The sequence below is a fragment of the Catenulispora sp. MAP12-49 genome (genome assembly GCF_041262705.1).
Lineage (GTDB): Bacteria > Actinomycetota > Actinomycetes > Streptomycetales > Catenulisporaceae > Catenulispora.
The window spans coordinates 577,225-595,149 of the sequence record NZ_JBGCCP010000001.1 but is presented as its reverse complement, the minus strand read 5'-3'; the positions used below and the strand labels follow the sequence as shown (position 1 = coordinate 595,149).

The window sequence follows — 17,925 nt, the reverse complement described above, 5'->3', positions numbered from 1 at the left end:
GAGGGTCGGACAACGCGCCACGAGGACGGCACGAAACCTAATACCATGAGGCGGGGATGACGAGACCATGCCACAGAGCATGCACGGACCAGGGAGTCATGTGGCAGCCGACCAGACCACCGATCCGGACGGCGGCGTCGGCGCGGACGCCGAGGCGCTGATCCTGTCACTGGGCGTGACCGTGGGCGACCGGCTCGACGGCCGGTACCGCCTGGAGCGGGTCCTGCACACCACGGGCCCGGCCATCACCTGGCTCGCCGCCGACGAGAAGCTGAACCGTCCCAACCGCATCCACCTGCTGCGCTCGGACCAGCCGCGGGCCGAGGCCTTCATGGCCGCCGCCCGGGCCGCCGCGGCGATGGCCGACAACCACTTCGTCCAGGTCCTGGACGCCGTGCCCGACGACGGGCTCTACTACGTCATCACCGAGTGGCTGCACGACGGCCACACCCTGGGCGAGGTCCTGTCCGGCGGCCCGGTCCCGGTCACCGAGGCGGTGCGGATCACCACCGAGCTGGCCCGGGCCATGACCGAGGCCCACGAGCAGGGCCTGGCCCACCTGCGGCTGTCCCCCAAGACGGTGCTGCGCACCGACACCGGCGAGGTGAAGATCCTCGACCTGTGCCTGGCCGCGGCCCTGACCGGCACGGTCTCGCGCGACCCGATGGCCACCGACCTGGGCGCCATCGGCGAGCTGGCCTACGCGCTGCTCACCGGCAAGCGCCCGCAGCAGCCGGACCCGGTCCCGCCGAGCGAGCTGCGCTCGGAGATCTCCCCGCAGCTGGACGAGGTGATCCTGCGCATCCTGGGCGACGGTCCGGCAGGCCCGCAGTTCCAGACCCCGACCGAGGTCGCCGACGCCCTGGCCCAGCTGCCGCGCCCGCGCTACGAGGCGCCGCTGCCCTCGACGCCGCAGACCGCGCCGCTGCGCCACCAGCAGACCACTGTCATGCCGGCCATGCCCGCGGCCGCCGCGCGCACCACCGCCATGCCGCAGGTCGCCCCCAGCTACCAGCCGGCGCCCCAGCGTCCGGCCTCGCACGGCTCCGGGCACGGCGGCTCCCAGCGGCCGAGCTCCTACGACGAGGACGAATACCGTCCGCGCGGCGGGGGTTCCGGCGGAGGGTACGGCGGTTCCCGGGGCTCCGGCGGCGACGGCGGGCGCAACAGCTCGACGCTGATCGTCGTCGGCGCGGTCGCCGCGGTGGTCGCCGTGGCGCTGCTGGCCTACACGATGTTCAGCGGCAGCGGGAACAAGGGCAACCAGAACGCGGGCAGCACGAACTCGACCTCGGCGCCGCCCTCCACCGGGGGGTCCAGCCAGGCTCCGGCGAGCTCGGACATCACCGCCACCTCGGTCTCGATCTACGACGAGGACGACGGCAGCGAGGGCAAGGGCTACCTGCCGAACAACCAGCTCACCGACAAGGGCTGGGTCACCAACCAGTACTGCCAGGCCTACGCGACGCACAACGGCAGTCCCAAGAGCACGGGCCTGATCTTCGACCTGGGCGCGGCCAAGTCCATCTCCAACGCCACGGTGACCATCGGCACCGCGGGTGCGGCGATGGAGATGTGGGCCGCGGGCTCCTCGGTCACCTCGGTGCCCGGCGTGGTCGGGGGCCAGCCCCCGGCGAACTTCACGAAGGTCGCCTCGGCCGATCCCGGCAGCACCACGGTCACCCTGAAGGCCGACGCGCCGACGACCACCCGCTTCGTGCTGATCTGGTTCACCAAGCCGTTGCCGGCGGCGCCGAACGCGGACAAGACCATAAAGTGCGCCCACGACGACGGCAGCCGGTACGGCGACTCGATCATGTCCGTGAAGTTCAACGCCTCCTGATCCGATCGCCATGCCTCCCCAAGGTGCGGACCTCATCCCCCTCGACGACCGGGCCCTGCTCGCCCGGCACGTCGAGGGGGACGGCGACGCCTTCGGCGAGCTCTTCCGCCGCCACCGCGACCGGCTCTGGGCCGTGGCGCTGCGCACCCTGGGCGACCCGGAGGACGCCGCCGACGCGCTGCAGGACGCGATGATCTCGGCCTACCGGGCCGCGGGCTCCTTCCGCGGCGACTCGGCCGTCACCACCTGGCTGCACCGGGTCGTGGTGAACGCCTGCCTGGACCGGATGCGGCGGCGCGGCAGCCGTCCGACGGTCCCGCTGCCGGAGGTGGAGACCGAGTACGCCCGCCCCACCGCCACCGACGAGATCACCAACACCGATCTGCGCCTGGCCCTGCAGTCGGCGCTGGCGACCCTGCCGGAGGAGCAGCGGGTGGCGCTGGTCATGGTGGACCTCGAGGGCTACAGCGTGGACGAGACCGCGGGGGCGCTCGGCGTGGCTCCCGGGACGGTCAAGAGCCGCTGCGCACGGGCCCGAGCGAAACTCCTGCCCCTTCTGAGACATCTCCGCGAAGGAAATCCGGAGCAATCTCCGGGAAACGCCGAATCGACCGGGAACCAAGGGGGCACGGGCCGCGTCAAAGTTCCGACGCGGCAAGATCGCCGGAAAGGAGGCACGGCCGGATGATGACCGATCCCGCCGCTTCCCGACCCGGGACCCATCTGGACCCCGACCAGATGGCCGACCTGTTCGAAGGGCTGCTCGACCCCGCCGCGGCCGACGAGGCGCGGGCGCACCTGGCGTCGTGCCCGCTGTGCTCCGCCGACTTCGCCCTCATCGTCGGCGAGGCCGATTTGGGGGACCTCGGCGAGCTGCTGCCGCCGACGCCGATTCCGCACGATGTCATGGCCCGTGTGGAAGCCGCGCTGTACCGCGAGCCGCCCCTGCCCGCCCCCGCCGCTCAGGAGCCGGTCGGCCATCACGCCGCGGCCGCGAGCGCGGCCTCCCCGGCACGCCGCCGGCGGTTCCGGATCAGCCTCGGCGCCCTGGCCGGCGCGACACTCGTGATCGCGGGCGGCATCGGAGTGGTCACCGCGGTGAACGGTGGCAGCAGCGACAAGGGTTCGAGCGGCAGCAGTGCCGCGGCCGGCCGTGCCCCCGACGCGCAGTCCGGCGGCGGGGCCCACGCCGACACCCAGGTTCCCGGTGGCTCGATGTCGCCGCAGGTCGGGGCTGCTCCAAGCCCGAACGCGGGGGCCGATCAGTCCAGCCAGGAGAGCATCGAGCAGCAGGCCGAGGCTCTGCTCGGGCAGCGCGGCCAGACCCCGGCCGGGACCAGTGAGTTCGGCGGTCCCGCGTGCCTGCCGCCCGGCCTGATCGCCGGCAGTCGGCTGCTGGGCAGCACGCACACCGAGTTCCAGGGCAAGCCGGCGCTGCTTCTGGTCTACTCCGAGCCCGGCAGCACGACCGTCGCCGACGTCTATGTGATCGCCCCCGACACGTGCACTTCGGGCAATCCCGGACAAGTCGTCGACCACATCACGGTGCCGCGCCCCTGACACCGTCGTGTTGCCCCTCACGTGGCACGGGAGGGAATGCATCTTGCCTAGGATCGGTTGAGCCAACCGGCACGGCAGATGCCCCCAGGATTCGAGAGGCCAGGCTCACGTGAGCGAGATCCGTAACGTCATCATCATCGGTTCCGGACCCGCCGGGTACACCGCCGCGGTGTACACCGCGCGCGCGGGCCTGAACCCGCTGGTGTTCGCCGGTTCCGTGACGGCCGGCGGCGCGCTGATGAACACCACCGAGGTGGAGAACTTCCCGGGCTTCCCCGAGGGGATCATGGGCCCGGACCTGATGGACAACATGCAGAAGCAGGCCGAGCGCTTCGGCGCGGAGCTGGTCTTCGACGACGTCACCGCGGTCGACCTGAGCGGGGCCATAAAGAAGGTCACCGACTCGGCCGGCACCGTGCACCAGGCGCACACCGTCATCGTCTCGACCGGCTCGGCGTACAAGGAGCTGGGCCTGCCGGACGAGAAGCGGCTGAGCGGCAAGGGCGTCTCGTGGTGTGCCACCTGTGACGGCTTCTTCTTCAAGGGCCAGGACATCGTCGTGGTCGGCGGCGGCGACACCGCCATGGAGGAGGCGCTGTTCCTCACCCGCTTCGGGCAGAGCGTCACCGTCGTGCACCGCCGCGACGAGCTGCGGGCGTCCAAGGTGATGCAGGAGCGGGCCTTCGCGAACCCGAAGATCTCCTTCGTCTGGGACTCCGAGGTCGTCGGCATCGAGGGCGAGGCCCACGTGACCGGCGTGAAGCTGCGCAACCTGAAGACCGGCGAGCAGACCCTGAAGCCGACCGGCGCGGTGTTCGTGGCCATCGGCCACCTGCCGCGCACCGAGTTGTTCCGCGGGGTGCTGGACCTGGACGACGAGGGTTACATCAAGGTCGCCTCGCCGACCACCCGCACCAGCCTGCCGGCCGTGTACGCGGCCGGCGACGTGGTCGACCACACCTATCGGCAGGCCATCACCGCGGCCGGCACCGGCTGTGCCGCCGCCCTGGACGCCGAGAAGCACCTGTCGGAGCTGGCGCACCACCAGCCCGTCACCGTCTGACATGTTTCCCGTGAAACATCGCCCGATGTTTCACGGGAAACACCTTCACCACCCCGGACGCCGATCACCTGAACGCTGATCGCACGAGCATGAGGAGCACACCATGGGCGACATCCGCCAAGTGACCGACGCGACCTTCGAGGCCGAGGTCCTGAAGAACGACAAGCCGGTCCTGGTCGACTTCTGGGCGCCGTGGTGCGGCCCGTGCCGCCAGGTCGCCCCGGTCCTGGAGGCGATCTACGCCGAGCACGGCGACAAGATCGACATCGTCAAGCTGAACACCGACGAGAACCCCCTGACCCAGGCCAAGTACGGCGTCCGCTCGATCCCGACGCTCAACGTCTACCGCGGCGGCGAGGTCGTGAAGACGATCGTCGGCGCCAAGCCCAAGGCCCTGCTGCTCAAGGACCTGGCCGACTACGTCGGCTGATCCAGTGGGTCACTGGTCAAAGGGGCGGTCTTTGGACCGCCCCTTCGGCCTTTGCGCAGGAGAGGGGAGACAGAGTGCGTAGGGTAGGGGACCGTGACCACTGAACCGACCTACCGCCGCGGCGACTCCGGCCCCGCGGTGGCCGCGATCCGCGAACGCCTGGCCCGGCTCGGCCTCATCGACGCGGGGGCCATCCCCGTGCAGGGCGAGCCGGTCTTCGACGACGCGGTGGAGAACGCGGTCCGCCATTTCCAGCAGACCCGCCGCACCACCGTCGACGGCATGGTCACCCCCGGCACGATGCGTCTGCTGGAGGAGGCGTCCTGGCGCCTCGGCGACCGCGACCTGGTCCCGTCCCCCGCCGAGCCGCCGTTCGGCGACGACGTGGCCGAACTGCAGCGCTCGCTGCTCACCCTGGGCTTCGACTGCGGCCGGGTCAACGGCGCCTACGACCCCACCACCGTGGCGGCCGTCCGCGAGTTCCAGCGCAACGTGGGCCTGCCCGCCACCGGCGTCACCGACCTGCCGACGGTCCAGGCCCTGAACCGGCTGAACCGCCGCATGGCCCACGGCGGCCTGCTGCACGCGATGCGGGAATCAGAGGCCATCCAGAGCGCCGGCCCCGCCCTGCCCGGCAAGACCCTGGTCCTGGACCCGGGCCACGGCGGCCCCGACACCGGCGTCGCCGTCGGCGGCCTGATCGAGGCCGAGCTGGTCTTCGACATCGCCGACCGGGTCAAGACCCGCCTGGAGAAGCTCAGCGTCACCACGCACATGTCGCACGGCCCCGGCGGCAGCCCCGACGACCGCCGCCGCGCCGAGAAGGCGAACGAGCTGGGAGCGGATCTGCTCATCTCCCTGCACTGCGACGCCCACACCAACCCGGCGGCCAGCGGCGTCGCGGCGTTCTACTACGGCAACGACCGCTTCGGCCACAGCTCCCCCACCGGCGAGCGCTTCGCCGGCCTGGTCCAGCGCGAGGTCACCGCGCGCACCGGCCTGGCCAACCTCGGCACCCACGGCATGACCTGGGACGTGCTGCGCTACACGCAGATGCCGGCGGTCCGCATCGAGCTCGGCTACCTCACCAGCCCGCACGACGCCGCCCTGCTCGCCTCGCAGCGCTTCCGCGAGTCGTGCGCCGACGCCATAGTGGTCGCGGTCCAGCGGCTGTACCTGCCGCCGGAGTCGGACGCGCCGACCGGGGTGCTGCGCCTGGCGGAGCTGCGCTCGCACTGAGTGCGCGGGTGGGGCGCGCTTCGGCTCGGCGTTGTGGTTCGGCGTCGCGGCTCGTCGCCGCGACCATCCGCACCGTCCGGCGGCCACCGCGGGCTGCGCCCCCGATCGCGCCCCTACCCTGGAAGCGTGCCCCATCCCCACCAAGCCGTCCTCGTCGGCCGCGGACACCCGGCGATCCGGGCGACGCATGCGAAGACCTTCGAGCTGACCGCCGAGCCGGTCATCAGTGCGCGGGCCACGTGTGTGCTCGCGGTCGGGACCGTGCTGGACCCGAACCTGGCTCCGCTGCGGGGTCGCGTGCGGCTGACGCTGGCGACTCCGGGGCTGCCCGCGCTCGTCGGCGAGGCCACGCTCAACCCGCGCCGGGCGCTCACCGACCGGGCCGTCATCCGGCGCAGCCACACGCTCGACGCCGACACCCTGGCCGTCGGTTCCACGCTCACCGCGGACGACCTCCCCGAGGACTTCGCCTCGGCGCTCACCGATCCCGGGCGCGAAGTCACCCTCACCGTGGAGGAGATCGGGCCGGGCCGTCCTCTGCTCCACGTCGGCTTCGGCGAGCGGACCCATCTGCCCTCGCTCAAGGACCTCGGCGGGCGGGAGGCCCTGGCGCTGACCATCGCGTCCGACGCGCCGCCCAAGGAAGTCGCCGCGACCAACGCAGTCCTCGAACGAGCCGCCGCCGCCGGGGCCCGCGTGGCCGTCTCGAGCCCGTACAAGCCCCTGGAAGCGCTTCTGGCCGCCGGCCTACCTCCGAACCCCTACGCATACTTGGGAAGCCCACAGCGCCTCCCCACGCTCCCTCTGACGGCCACGGTGTTCCACATGCCACCCGGCTCCGATCCCTCGGTGCTGTCCGGGCGGGACATCTGGGTCGAGGACACCTCAGAACTCGATATCGGGACCGCCGTGGCGCGCTCGACGCCGGCCGCCGCGGTCGCGGCGCCGGGCGTCCTGACCGTCGTCGGTCCGGCCCTGTCAGACCGCGAACTCGTCGACCTCACCGCCGTCGCCCGAGCCCTCACCGGGGCCGGCATCGCACCCAGGACCCTGACCGAGGCCCTGGCGCCCTTCGGACTCACCCGCAAACGGCTCTACGCGCTTCTCACCGAGCAGGACCAGACATGACCACCCGCACACCCGCCCTCAAAGTCCTCGCCGGCAAGAAGCTGACCGATCTGGATCCCGTCGCCTGGGCCGCCGCGCTGGCCTCGGCCGAGCGGGTCCTCGTCGACGTCGGGACCGGCGACGCGCGCACCGCCTACCGGCAGGCCGTCGCGCATCCGGAATGGCTCGTGGTCGGTGTCGACCCGGCGTGGCAGCGCATGGCCGAGACCGCCGTGCGGGCCGCGCGCAAGCCGGCCAAGGGCGGGGCCCCGAACCTGGTCCTGGTCAGTTCGGCGATCGAGACGGTGCCGGCCGCGCTGCACGCGGTGGCCGACGAGGTCACCGTCCTCATGCCGTGGGGCAAGCTGCTGCGCGGTGTGGTGCTCGGCGAGGACGACGTGCTGTCCGGTCTGCGCGCGGTCGCCAAGCCCGGCGCCCCGCTGGAGGTCTCCATCGGCACCAGCATCTGGCGCGATCCCGTCCCGCTGGAGATCCGCGACCTGCCCGAGCTCACACCCGAGGCCGTCGTCTCAACCGGGCTGGCCGATCGTCTGGCCGCGCGCGGCTGGCAGGTCGCCGACGTCCGGCTGGTGCCGCACACCGATCTGGACACCATCAGCTCGTCGTGGGCGCGGCGGCTGGGGTCGGGGGCGACGGAGACCGTCCTGCACCTCCGAGCGGTCGCGGTCGACCCACGTGACCCGGTGGGGACGCACCACCCCGCTGCCGAACCCGGCCAGGACGCCGCCGAGGAACCACAGCGCGACGTGTAGCACGCCCCGGGCCGTCAGGCTGCGCCTGACTCCCGACGCGATCCGCCTCCGCATCAGCCGACTCCCTTCCCACGTGGCATCCGGCGACAACCGGCATGAAAGCGGGGGCGAACCACCCCCGCGGCCGTCTGCGAGGGGGATGTTAGTCCGGTCACACGACCCCGAAAAGACGGACAACCCGCCGAGAAGATGGCTTTGCCTGCTTGACTTGGTAAACAGGCTCCACCCAATCGACTCCAAGGAGAGTGATATGGAACTCCCGCAGCGTCCGGGTTCCCGGCTCGACTCGTATGTCGACCGTTACGCTGCCAGGACTCGCGGGATGACCGCATCCGAGATCCGAGCTCTGTTCGCCGTGGCATCCCGGCCGGAAGTGGTGTCGCTGGCCGGCGGCATGCCGAACCTCGCGGCCCTGCCGATGGACTCCATCGCCTCGGTCGCCGAGGAACTGGTCCGCGAGTCGGGCACCGTCGCGATGCAGTACGGCGGGGCCCAGGGCGACGAGACCCTGCGCGAGCAGATCTGCGAGATCATGCGCCTGGAGGGCATCGAGGGCCACCCCGACGACGTCATCGCGACTGTCGGCTCCCAGCAGGCGCTGGACCTGGTCACCCGGATCTTCATCGACCCCGGCGACGTCATCCTCGCCGAGGGTCCCTCCTACGTCGGCGCGCTCGGCGTCTTCGCCTCGTACCAGGCCCAGGTGGTCCACGTGGCGATGGACGACCAGGGCCTGGTCCCGGACACCCTGCGCTCGGCCATCGCCTCGGTGAAGGCCTCCGGCCGCCGCATCAAGTTCCTCTACACGATCCCGAACTTCCACAACCCCGCCGGCGTGACGATGGCCGTCGAGCGGCGTCCGGAGATCGTGGAGATCTGCCGCGAGGCCGGGATCCTGATCCTGGAGGACAACCCCTACGGGCTGCTCGGCTTCGAGGGCGAGACCTACCCGGCGCTCCGCTCGCTGGACACCGAGAACGTCATCTATCTCGGGTCGTTCTCCAAGACCTTCGCCCCCGGCTTCCGGGTCGGCTGGGCTCTGGCGCCGCACGCCGTCCGCGAGAAGCTGACGCTGGCGGCCGAGGCCGCGGACCTGTGCCCGCCGGCCTTCTCCCAGATGATGGTCTCCCGCTATCTGACCACCCAGCCGTGGCGCGAGCAGATCAAGGCCTTCCGGGCCATGTATCTGGAACGCCGCGACGCGACTCTGACGGCGCTGGCCGAGCTGATGCCCGCCGGTGTCACGTGGACCAAGCCCGACGGCGGCTTCTACGTGTGGGTCACGCTCCCCCCGGGGCTCGACTCCAAGGCGATGCTGCCCCGCGCGGTGACCGCGCGGGTGGCCTACGTCCCAGGAACGGGCTTCTACTCGGACGGATTCGGCGCGTCCTCGCTGCGGCTGTCGTACTGCTACCCGACACCCGAGCGCATCCGCGAGGGGGTGCGGCGCTTCGCCGACGTCCTGCGCGAGGAGATGGAACTGCGCGCGGCGTTCGGCCACGACGCCACGCGCGCGCTGGAAAGCCGCGACGGCGTCGACACGCCCGGGCCGGATCTGGCTTAGCGGCGGTATGTTTCACGGGAAACCGACGCCTGGTTTCCCGTGAAACATCGCCCGGGACGGGCGTGAAACGTGCCGTGTTTCCCGTGAAACATGGGGCGGTCAGACTGACGGCAGACGATGTTTCACGGGAAACGACGGCTTCGGCGAACCCGCCGGCCGCGTCCCGACGCCGTCGACCCGGCGTCGTTTCCCGTGAAACATCGCGCAGGACCCCTCCGGCAGCCTGGCATGATCGGGGGCGAAGATACCGGTGAGAAGGGCAGTGATTGCAATGAGCGACCTGGGCCGTGTCGTCGTCTTGGCCGGCGGCCTCAGCCACGAACGCGACGTCTCGATCCGCTCCGGCCGCCGCGTGGCCGACGCGCTGCGCAGTGCGGGCGTCGAAGTACAGGTGCGCGACATCGACGCCGCGCTTCTGCCCGCACTGCTCGCCGACCGCCCGGACGCCATCTTCCCCACCCTGCACGGGGCCACCGGCGAGGACGGCGCGGTGCAGGGAATCCTGGCGCTGCTGGACATCCCCTACGTCGGCTCGACCGCGGCCGCCTGCCGCCGCGCCTTCGACAAGCCCTCGGCCAAGTACGCCGTCAGCTCGGCCGGACTGTCCACGCCCGACTGGGTCGCCATCCCCAAGACGACGTTCCGGGACCTCGGCACCAAGGCCGTCCTGGACGCGGTGACCGGTGCGCTCCCGCTACCGCTGTTCGTGAAGCCGGCCCGGGGTGGCTCCTCCCTCGGTGCGGCGGCCGTGCACACCCGCGAGGACCTGCCGGCCGCGATGGTGGCCTGCTTCGCCTACGACGAGACCGCACTCATCGAGCGGCACATCACCGGCCGCGAGATCGCGGTCTCGGTCGTCGACACCGGCGAGGGCCCGCAGGCCCTGCCCGCCGTCGAGATCGTCGCCGACTCCGGCGTCTACGACTACGCCGCCCGCTACACCGCCGGCATCACCGAGTTCTTCGCCCCGGCCCGGCTCACCGCCGACGAGGCGAAGACCGTCGAGCAGATGGCCGTGCGCGCCCACACGACGCTCGGTCTGTCCTGCGTCTCCCGCACCGACCTGATCCTCGACGCCGCCGGCACCCCCTGGTTCCTGGAAGTGAACGTGGCGCCGGGCCTCACCGAGACCAGCCTGCTGCCGCTCGCCGCCGGGGCCGCGGATCTCGACCTCGGCGTGCTCTACCGCGATCTGGTCCAGGCGGTCATCGCCAAGTAGCCTGATGTTTCACGGGAAACCAGGTCGGCCGTTTCCCGTGAAACATCAGGGCCGCCGCAGCGAGAGCATCGGCGTCTTAGCGCGCAGTCGGCGGTCCCGAGCACTGCTCCGGACCGCCCGCCATGAACCTCGGCCGCGACGGTGTTTCCCGTGAAACCAAGCTCGTCTCGCGCCACCGCCACCGAGCGCACCCCTACCTGAGCTTGACCCGGTTTCCCGGACTGTTGCGGTGCGCTCTCACGTAGCGGTGAGCGCGTGTGCCCGTTCGAACTGCACGGGGCTGAGCATGCCGATGGTGGAGTGCCGGCGGTGCGAGTTGTACCAGGCTTCGATGTACCGGATAGTGCAGCCGCTGGTGCGACGTCGGTAGACCCCGGACAGGCGGCCCTCACGCATCAGGTGGGCCGCCTGCTTGCGCCCGATCCGGATGTCGAGTCCCAGGCAGCTCGGCATGCACGCGCGGTGCGCCGTAGGTGCCGCGGGAGATCCGGTGGATCTCGGCGATCGACACGAACAGCTCCGCGTCGGCTCGCGCTCGCGCCGATGGTGTCCGGCCGCGCCATTCGTAGAACCCGGAGGTCGACACGCCCAGCAGCCGGCACGTTGTCCCGGGCAAAATAGGCTGCGGCCGTACGCAGGATCTCGTTCTCCAGCTCCAGCTGACGGGCCCTGCGGCGCAGAGCCGCCAGCTCCGCTTGCTCGGCGGTGGACAGTCTCAGCTGCTCATACCTCTGTCTTCGCGATGTTTCACGGGAAACAGCGCGCCGCCCGGCCCGGCTGTTTCCCGTGAAACATGACAGAGGCCCGGCGGATGGACCGCCGGGCCTCGTCACGGTTTCCCGTGAAACAACGACCTACTCGCCGAGGATCGCCTTCGCGATGCGCTTGAGATCCTCTATCCCCGCGTACTCGATGGTGATGCGACCACGCTTCTGCATGATGTCGACCTTCACCCGCGTCTCCAACCGGTCCGACATGCGCTGGCCGAACTCCTCCAGGATCGGCATCCGACTCCCGGAGCGCACCCGCTTGCCCTTGGGCTTGTCGGTGAAGTCGAGGTAGTCCTCGGGCGTCTCGGTCAGGGCGGTGTCCAGCGCGGCCGCGTCCCAGCGGCCCATGCCCGCCAGCTCCTCGACGGCCCGCACCGACAGGTTCTCCCGGACGATGCGCTTGGCGATCTCCTCCTGCTGCTCCACGGACTTCAGGCCGAGCAGCGCGCGAGCGTGGCCGGCGGTGATGACGCCGGCCGCGACGCGGCGCTGGATCCCCGGGGTCAGAGTGAGCAGGCGCAGAGTGTTGGTCACGTGCGGCCGCGACTTGCCGATCTTCTCGGCCAGGACCTCGTGGGTGCAGTCGAAGTCCTTCAGGAGCTGGTCGTACGCCGCGGCCTCTTCGAGCGGGTTCAGCTGGGCGCGCTGGAGGTTCTCCAGCAGTGCGTCCAGGAGCATCCGGTCATCGCGGGTGTCGCGGATGATGGCCGGGATCGCGGGAAGACCGGCTTCCTGCGAAGCACGCCACCGACGCTCACCCATGATGAGTTCGTAGTGGTGGTCACCCTCGGGCTCGGGCAACTGCCGGACCACGATCGGCTGGAGAAGGCCGACCTCCTTGATGGAGGCGACGAGTTCGGCCAGGGCGACTTCGTCGAACTCGGTGCGGGGCTGCACCGGGTTCGGCCGGATCTGGTTCTGCGGGATCTCGGCGAAGGAGGCACCCGGAACCGGCATCAGTCCGTCCGGCAGCCGGGTGTCATTGACGGTGACGGACTCCGGGCTCGACGTGGGAGCCGGGAGCGTCGCGATCGTCGTGTCCTCGAAAGCCCGGTGGCCGGTGTCGATCGGCAGGGTGCCGAGCGCCGTCCGGACCGGAGCGGCTGCCACGGTTTCCCGTGAAACATCGGTGGCCGTTTCCCGTGAAACATCGCCGGCGGCCGCGGGGCCCGCCGACTCCGCGCGGGTCTTCTCGGAAAGTATCGCGGGCGGGGCGCCGGTGGGGATCAGAGCACCCAGGCCCTTGCCCAGTCCGCGTCGGCTGCTGCTCACCACTGCTCTCCCATCGTGCCGTTCACTGCCCACCGCTGTGCAGGGACGCCCCACCGTACTCGATGTCGGCCCGGAAATCGTTCATGCCGTCCATCGCGATACGGGACGCGCCGCGCTCGGCGATCTCCCGGGCCGCGTCCCGGTAGGCGATGGCCCCGGTGGAGACCGGGTCCCACGTCATCACGGTCTGGCCGTACGACGGCGCCTCGGAGACCCGCACCGAGCGGGGGATCGCCGAGGACAGCACCTCGTTCGGGAAGTGGGTGCGCACCTGCTCGGCGACCTCCGTGGACAGCCGGGTCCGGGAGTCGTACATGGTGAGCAGGATCGTCGACACGTGGAGATCGGGGTTCAGGTGGCCGCGGATCAGCTCGATGTTGTGCAGCAGCTGGCTCAGACCCTCCAGCGCGTAGTACTCGCACTGGATCGGGATCAGCACCTCGGCGCCGGCCACCATCGCGTTGACCGTCAGCAGGCCGAGCGAGGGCGGGCAGTCGATGAGGATGTAGTCCATCTTCTTCTGGTAGCCGGACAGCGCCTTGGACAGCCGGCTCTCCCGGGCCACCATCGAGACCAGTTCGATCTCCGCGCCGGCCAGGTCGATGGTCGCCGGGCAGCAGTAGAGGTGGGGGATCTCGGGCACCTGCTGCACGACCTCGTCCATCGTGTAGCGCTCGATGAGGACGTCGTAGACCGACGGCACGTCGGCGTGGTGCTCGACGGACAGCGCGGTGGAGGCGTTCCCCTGCGGGTCCAGGTCGATCACCAGCACGTCGGCGCCGGCCTGGGCGAGCGAGGCGGCCAGGTTGACCGTGGTCGTGGTCTTGCCGACGCCGCCCTTCTGGTTGGCGACGACCAGGACCCGGGTCTTGTCGGGCCGGGGGAGCCGGGTGACTCCGGAGAGCGCTTCTATCGCGGCGGCGGCTTGGCGGGCGATCGGGGTGTCCGAGTCGTCGGAGACGGACGGCCCCTGGGCGGGAACGGAAGAAGACGGCATGTGCATTACCTGAAGGGGTGCAGAGGGAGTGGCTCCCGCGGGAACGTGTCCGGACTCGTACTCGAGGTCCACCGGCGGCGTGGCCATGACGTCGGTGGTCCCGGCGGGGTAGTAGGGCTCGTCATTCAGGCTGTCCACCACGGACTGCGCGAGCAGCGGGTCGACCCCCTGGTGCTCTCGGTGTTCATTGCCGGGTGCGGCCACGGAAGAACTCCTGTCATGGGACGCGCGGAAGGCTGTGCTCAACATGAAGCGAGAAGCTACGAACCAACAGTCTGCCGTACTCGCTCCCCCGAGAACGAACGAAGGGCTGTGTTTCCCGTGAAACACAGCCCTCTTTTGTCGGTTTCCCGTGAAACATCGCCCTCGGCGACCTCCACGGCCCCTGCGGCCCCCCTCGGTTTCCCGTGAAACATGGATCGGGCGCCGGTTCGGGCGCGTCCCTGTTTCCCGTGAAACATCGGTCGGCCCGCGGTCGTCAGCCGCCGCGGGCCGTCCTCAGCGTCCGGGGCGCCGGTTCCGCGGCCGCTGCTTCTTCGGCGGACGCACCTGGATCTCCTGGTCGATTCCGACCCGGATCACGGTCGTCGGCGGATCCACGATTCCGGCACCGACCGTCTCCACACTCCAGCGGGTGGCGCCGAGCTTGGCGAGCAGATCGGCGCTCTCGGCGAGTTCGGCCTCGGCCGAGCCTCCCTTGAGCGCCACCATCTCGCCGCCGGAGCGCAGCAGCGGCAACGACCAGCCGGCCAGCCGGTCCAGCGGGGCCACGGCCCGGGAGGTGACCACGTCGAACCGCTCCTTGCCGGCGAACTCCTCGGCGCGGCCGCGCAACACCCGCACGTTGTCCAGGCCCAGGAGATCGATCACCTCGTCCAGGAACAGGGTGCGGCGCAGCAGCGGCTCCAGGAGGGTCACCGACAGGTCCGGGCGGGCCAGGGCCAGGACGATGCCCGGCAGGCCCGCTCCGGAGCCCACATCACAGATCTGGATGTCGTCGGGCAGCAGCCCGCCGACCACCGCGCAGTTCAGAATGTGCCGCTCCCACAACCGCGGCACCTCCCGAGGGCCCAGGAGCCCTCGGGTCACACCGGGGCCGGCCAGGATCTCGGCGTACCGGGTGGCGTCGGCCGCCCGGTCGCCGAAGACGGAGACCACCGCCTCCGGGACGGGGCCCAGGACCAGATCGGTCGGCTCGCCGCCGGGGGAAGCGGGATCGGGCGAAGAAGTTCGCATGTCTCCACTATGTCCTGACCGCTCGGTCCTCAGACCGGAAGCACTACGACACAGCGGTTCGGCTCCTCGCCCTCCGACTCGCTGCGCAGTCCGGCCGCCGCCACCGCGTCGTGCACCACCTTGCGCTCGAAGGGCGACATCGCCGACAGCTTCACCGGCTCGCCCGTCTCGGCGACCTTGCGCGCCGCCTCGGTGCCGATCCGGGTGAGCTCGGAGCGGCGGGTGGCGCGGTGGCCGTCGATGTCCAGCATCAGCCGGGACCGCTCGCCGGTCTCCCGGAGCACCGCCAGCCGGGTCAGCTCCTGGAGCGCGTCCAGGACCTCGCCCTCGGAGCCGACCAGGTGCGACAGCTTGCCGCCGACGATGGAGACCGAGGCCCGGTCGCCCTCGACGTCCATGTCGATGTCACCGTCCAGGTCGGCGATGTCGAGCAGGCCCTCCAGGTAGTCGGCGGCGATGTCGCCCTCGTTCTCCAGGCGGGCGATCCGCTCGGCGGCGGTTTCCGGGGCGCGCTCTGCGGACTTCTCGGCCCCGCCGCCGGCGCCCTCCTGCTCGGTGTCGACCTGCTCGGAGGCCTCAGCCTCGGTCACCGCGGTGGTGTCGCTCATGGGCGTGCGGCTCCTCTACTTCTTGCGCTTGCTACGAGTGGTGCGGACCGGCTGTTGGCGCTGCCTGGAGACCGGCACCTTGTCCTGGGAGGCGGATCCGTTGGCGGCGGCCAGTTCCTTGGCGGCCTCGGGGTCCTTCGCGACGAGCTCCTCGCGCTTGCGCTCCTCCTTGGCCTTGCGGCGGGCGAACATCTCCTTCTCCGCCTGGCTGCCGGGCATCGGGGAGTTGCGCAGAGTGTAGAACTGCTGGCCGATCGTCCACACGTTCGTGGTCATCAGGTAGAGCACGACACCGATCTGGACGTTCAGGCTGAAGAACAGCATGCCGAACGGCATGACGTAGAGCATGATCTTCTGGCTCTGCATCATCGGGTTCGGGACGCTGTTGTCCAGATTGGTGTTCTTGGCCATCATCATGCGCTGCGTCAGGAACTGCGACGTGGCATAGATGATCGCCATGACGATCGCGACGATCTGCAGGTTGGTCACCGAGGTGATGCCGACCGCGGCCATCTGCGCCGGCGTGTGGTGCAGGAAGCTCAGCGACAGCGGCGCACCGAGGAAGTTCGCGTGTTGGATGCTGTAGGCGTCCGACGTCGTCAGCGCACCGACCGCGTTGCCGGAGGCGGCGTGGCTGAGCACCCGGTACAGACCCATGAAGAACGGCGTCTGCAGCAGGATCGGCATGCACGAGGCGAACGGGGAGGTCCCGTTGTCCTTGTACAGCTTCATCATCTCCTGCTGAAGCTTCTGCTTGTCGAGCTTGTACTTCTTCTGCAGCGCCTGGATCTGGGGCTGGAGTCGCTGCATGTTCTGCATCGACTTGATCTGCTTGCGGAACAGCGGGATCATCGCCGCGCGGATGGTGATCGTCAGAAAGAGGATCGCCAGCACCCAGGACGCCGAGGAATCGCTGCCGAAAATCGCCCCGAACGCCCGGTGCCACAGCATCATCACGAAGCTGGTGGCCCAGATGATCGGGGAGAGGATTGTGTCGATCACGATCGCGCTCCTCGGCTGGACATCAGGTCGGGCCGGACCGCGGGGCGGGCCGGCTTGGTTGGCAAACCGACCATGTCAGTCCGGTCGGAAGTCTGTGAGTCTTCACCAGGGGAACTCGTCTCGGTCACCGAGAGGTTCCGCGCCTCGTGATCTTTTTCGCCGCCCCCGGACCGCCTGGGCTCCTTGGGCTTGACTGGATCGTATCCGCCCGAGCTCCACGGGTTGCAGCGCAGCACCCGCCACACGGTCATGCCGCCGCCCTTGATCGCCCCGTGCGTCTTCACGGCCTCGTAGCCGTAGTGGGAGCACGAAGGCTCGAACTTGCACACCGGGCCGCGCCAGTTCACGACCGGGCTCAAGATGATCTGGTAGAGCCGGATCAGGCCCATCAACACGTACTTCATCGCAACAGCTTCCGCAGGGCCGAGTCCAGGTCGGCGCCAAGGGTGGCCGAATCCGCGCCGGCCGCCGCCGGCAGTGCCCGCACCACCAGGCGCGAGCCCGGCGGCAGCAGGTCCAACCGGGTCCGGACCAGGTGCCGCAGCCGCCGCTTGACGGCGGTCCGCACCACGGCCGGGCCCACGGCCTTGCTCACGACGAAGCCCGCCAGCACGGCGGCCTCGGTCGCGGGCGGCGGGTCAGACGGGACTGCCAGGTGCACGACCAGCGTGGTCCGGCCGGCTCGCCGGCCACCGCGTACGGCCGCACCGAAGTCCGCCGCCCTCCGCATGCGGTGCGCGGAGGAGAGCACGGCGGGTCGGAAGGGTTCGAGCCGCGGCTCAGGCCGACAGCTCGCTACGGCCCTTGGCACGGCGGTTGGCCAGGATCGCGCGGCCGGCACGGGTCCGCATGCGCAGACGGAAGCCGTGGGTCTTGGCGCGGCGGCGGTTGTTCGGCTGGAAGGTGCGCTTGCTCACTGGGGGCTCCGCTTGTAGTTGGCGCCCTTCAGGGCGGCGTCAATGCTCGGGTCTGTCTGTGAAGTGCGCTAACGGCTCTCACGCGCGGACGCGCGGCATCGGCAATCGACTTCTCGACCTGCTTACGGTACGTGGCGCCACCCGGAAGGGTCAAACCCGAGGTGGACCAGGCCGAGAGCGTACTCCTGAGCACTATTATCCACAGGACCACCGTACTTGTGGATAACCGGGGCCACCCGCTAGCGTCGGCCGGACCGCCCCGGCGGTCCAGGAGCGGCATTCTGTGAGGTCCGCGCCGCTCCGACAAGCGCCGGACCAGTGAAAA

19 protein-coding genes are annotated in these 17,925 nt (G+C 70.4%); 10 read left to right on the top strand and 9 right to left on the bottom strand.

Annotated features, from left to right (window positions below; all coding sequences use genetic code 11):
* Window positions 1–100: 100 nt before the first annotated feature.
* The 10 genes from ABIA35_RS02690 (at window position 101) to ABIA35_RS02645 (ending at window position 10,798) form a co-directional block, all read left to right on the top strand.
* Window positions 101–1,843, top strand: a complete 1,743-nt coding sequence (locus ABIA35_RS02690; protein WP_370340973.1) for a protein kinase family protein — start codon at window positions 101–103, stop codon at window positions 1,841–1,843.
* A 10-nt stretch (window positions 1,844–1,853) separates the two neighbouring features.
* Window positions 1,854–2,531 carry an RNA polymerase sigma factor SigM gene (sigM, locus tag ABIA35_RS02685; protein WP_370340972.1) on the top strand — a complete coding sequence of 226 codons (678 nt, stop codon included), beginning with the start codon at window positions 1,854–1,856 and terminating at the stop codon, window positions 2,529–2,531.
* Window positions 2,528–3,403 (top strand): hypothetical protein, encoded by an 876-nt coding sequence (locus tag ABIA35_RS02680; RefSeq protein WP_370340971.1) that lies wholly within the window; start codon window positions 2,528–2,530, stop codon window positions 3,401–3,403. The genes sigM and ABIA35_RS02680 overlap by 4 nt, the downstream gene beginning before the upstream one ends.
* Window positions 3,404–3,512: 109 nt before the next feature.
* Complete coding sequence (gene trxB / locus ABIA35_RS02675; protein ID WP_370340970.1) at window positions 3,513–4,466, top strand: thioredoxin-disulfide reductase; 954 nt, start codon at window positions 3,513–3,515, stop codon at window positions 4,464–4,466.
* A 103-nt stretch (window positions 4,467–4,569) separates the two neighbouring features.
* The gene (gene trxA / locus ABIA35_RS02670) at window positions 4,570–4,896 is read left to right on the top strand and encodes a thioredoxin (RefSeq protein ID WP_370340969.1); all 327 of its coding nucleotides are present in this window, start codon (window positions 4,570–4,572) and stop codon (window positions 4,894–4,896) included.
* A gap of 93 nt (window positions 4,897–4,989) precedes the next feature.
* Window positions 4,990–6,135, top strand: a complete 1,146-nt coding sequence (locus ABIA35_RS02665) for an N-acetylmuramoyl-L-alanine amidase (RefSeq protein WP_370356373.1) — start codon at window positions 4,990–4,992, stop codon at window positions 6,133–6,135.
* A gap of 126 nt (window positions 6,136–6,261) precedes the next feature.
* Window positions 6,262–7,263, top strand: coding sequence for a DUF371 domain-containing protein (locus ABIA35_RS02660; RefSeq protein ID WP_370340967.1), 1,002 nt, complete (start codon window positions 6,262–6,264; stop codon window positions 7,261–7,263).
* Entirely contained in the window at window positions 7,260–8,015 is a 756-nt protein-coding gene (locus tag ABIA35_RS02655) for an rRNA methyltransferase (protein WP_370340966.1), read from the top strand. Before ABIA35_RS02660 ends, ABIA35_RS02655 begins: the two co-directional genes overlap by 4 nt.
* 250 nt (window positions 8,016–8,265) lie before the next feature.
* The gene (locus ABIA35_RS02650; RefSeq protein WP_370340964.1) at window positions 8,266–9,579 is read left to right on the top strand and encodes a PLP-dependent aminotransferase family protein; all 1,314 of its coding nucleotides are present in this window, start codon (window positions 8,266–8,268) and stop codon (window positions 9,577–9,579) included.
* 271 nt (window positions 9,580–9,850) lie between these two features.
* A complete protein-coding gene (locus ABIA35_RS02645; protein WP_370340963.1) occupies window positions 9,851–10,798 on the top strand; it encodes a D-alanine--D-alanine ligase in 948 nt (315 codons plus the stop codon).
* A gap of 237 nt (window positions 10,799–11,035) precedes the next feature.
* Here the strand turns inward: ABIA35_RS02645 and ABIA35_RS02640 are convergent, their stop codons facing one another.
* From ABIA35_RS02640 to rpmH, 9 genes are all read right to left on the bottom strand, one after another.
* Window positions 11,036–11,251, bottom strand: a complete 216-nt coding sequence (locus ABIA35_RS02640) for an IS3 family transposase (protein WP_370340962.1) — start codon at window positions 11,249–11,251, stop codon at window positions 11,036–11,038.
* A 401-nt stretch (window positions 11,252–11,652) separates the two neighbouring features.
* A complete protein-coding gene (locus ABIA35_RS02635; protein WP_370340961.1) occupies window positions 11,653–12,840 on the bottom strand; it encodes a ParB/RepB/Spo0J family partition protein in 1,188 nt (395 codons plus the stop codon).
* A gap of 22 nt (window positions 12,841–12,862) precedes the next feature.
* The gene (locus ABIA35_RS02630) at window positions 12,863–13,843 is read right to left on the bottom strand and encodes a ParA family protein (protein WP_370341229.1); all 981 of its coding nucleotides are present in this window, start codon (window positions 13,841–13,843) and stop codon (window positions 12,863–12,865) included.
* A 492-nt stretch (window positions 13,844–14,335) separates the two neighbouring features.
* Window positions 14,336–15,073 (bottom strand): 16S rRNA (guanine(527)-N(7))-methyltransferase RsmG, encoded by a 738-nt coding sequence (gene rsmG / locus ABIA35_RS02625; RefSeq protein ID WP_370340960.1) that lies wholly within the window; start codon window positions 15,071–15,073, stop codon window positions 14,336–14,338.
* 29 nt (window positions 15,074–15,102) lie between these two features.
* Window positions 15,103–15,681: a protein jag gene (locus tag ABIA35_RS02620; RefSeq protein ID WP_370340959.1), complete on the bottom strand. Its 579-nt coding sequence runs from the start codon at window positions 15,679–15,681 to the stop codon at window positions 15,103–15,105.
* 15 nt (window positions 15,682–15,696) lie between these two features.
* Window positions 15,697–16,683: a membrane protein insertase YidC gene (yidC, locus tag ABIA35_RS02615; RefSeq protein ID WP_370340958.1), complete on the bottom strand. Its 987-nt coding sequence runs from the start codon at window positions 16,681–16,683 to the stop codon at window positions 15,697–15,699.
* Window positions 16,680–17,087: a membrane protein insertion efficiency factor YidD gene (gene yidD, locus ABIA35_RS02610; protein WP_370340957.1), complete on the bottom strand. Its 408-nt coding sequence runs from the start codon at window positions 17,085–17,087 to the stop codon at window positions 16,680–16,682. Before yidD ends, yidC begins: the two co-directional genes overlap by 4 nt.
* Complete coding sequence (rnpA, locus tag ABIA35_RS02605) at window positions 17,084–17,434, bottom strand: ribonuclease P protein component (protein ID WP_370340956.1); 351 nt, start codon at window positions 17,432–17,434, stop codon at window positions 17,084–17,086. The genes yidD and rnpA overlap by 4 nt, the downstream gene beginning before the upstream one ends.
* A 28-nt stretch (window positions 17,435–17,462) precedes the next feature.
* Window positions 17,463–17,600, bottom strand: coding sequence for a 50S ribosomal protein L34 (gene rpmH / locus ABIA35_RS02600; RefSeq protein WP_015797593.1), 138 nt, complete (start codon window positions 17,598–17,600; stop codon window positions 17,463–17,465).
* Window positions 17,601–17,925: the final 325 nt, after the last annotated feature.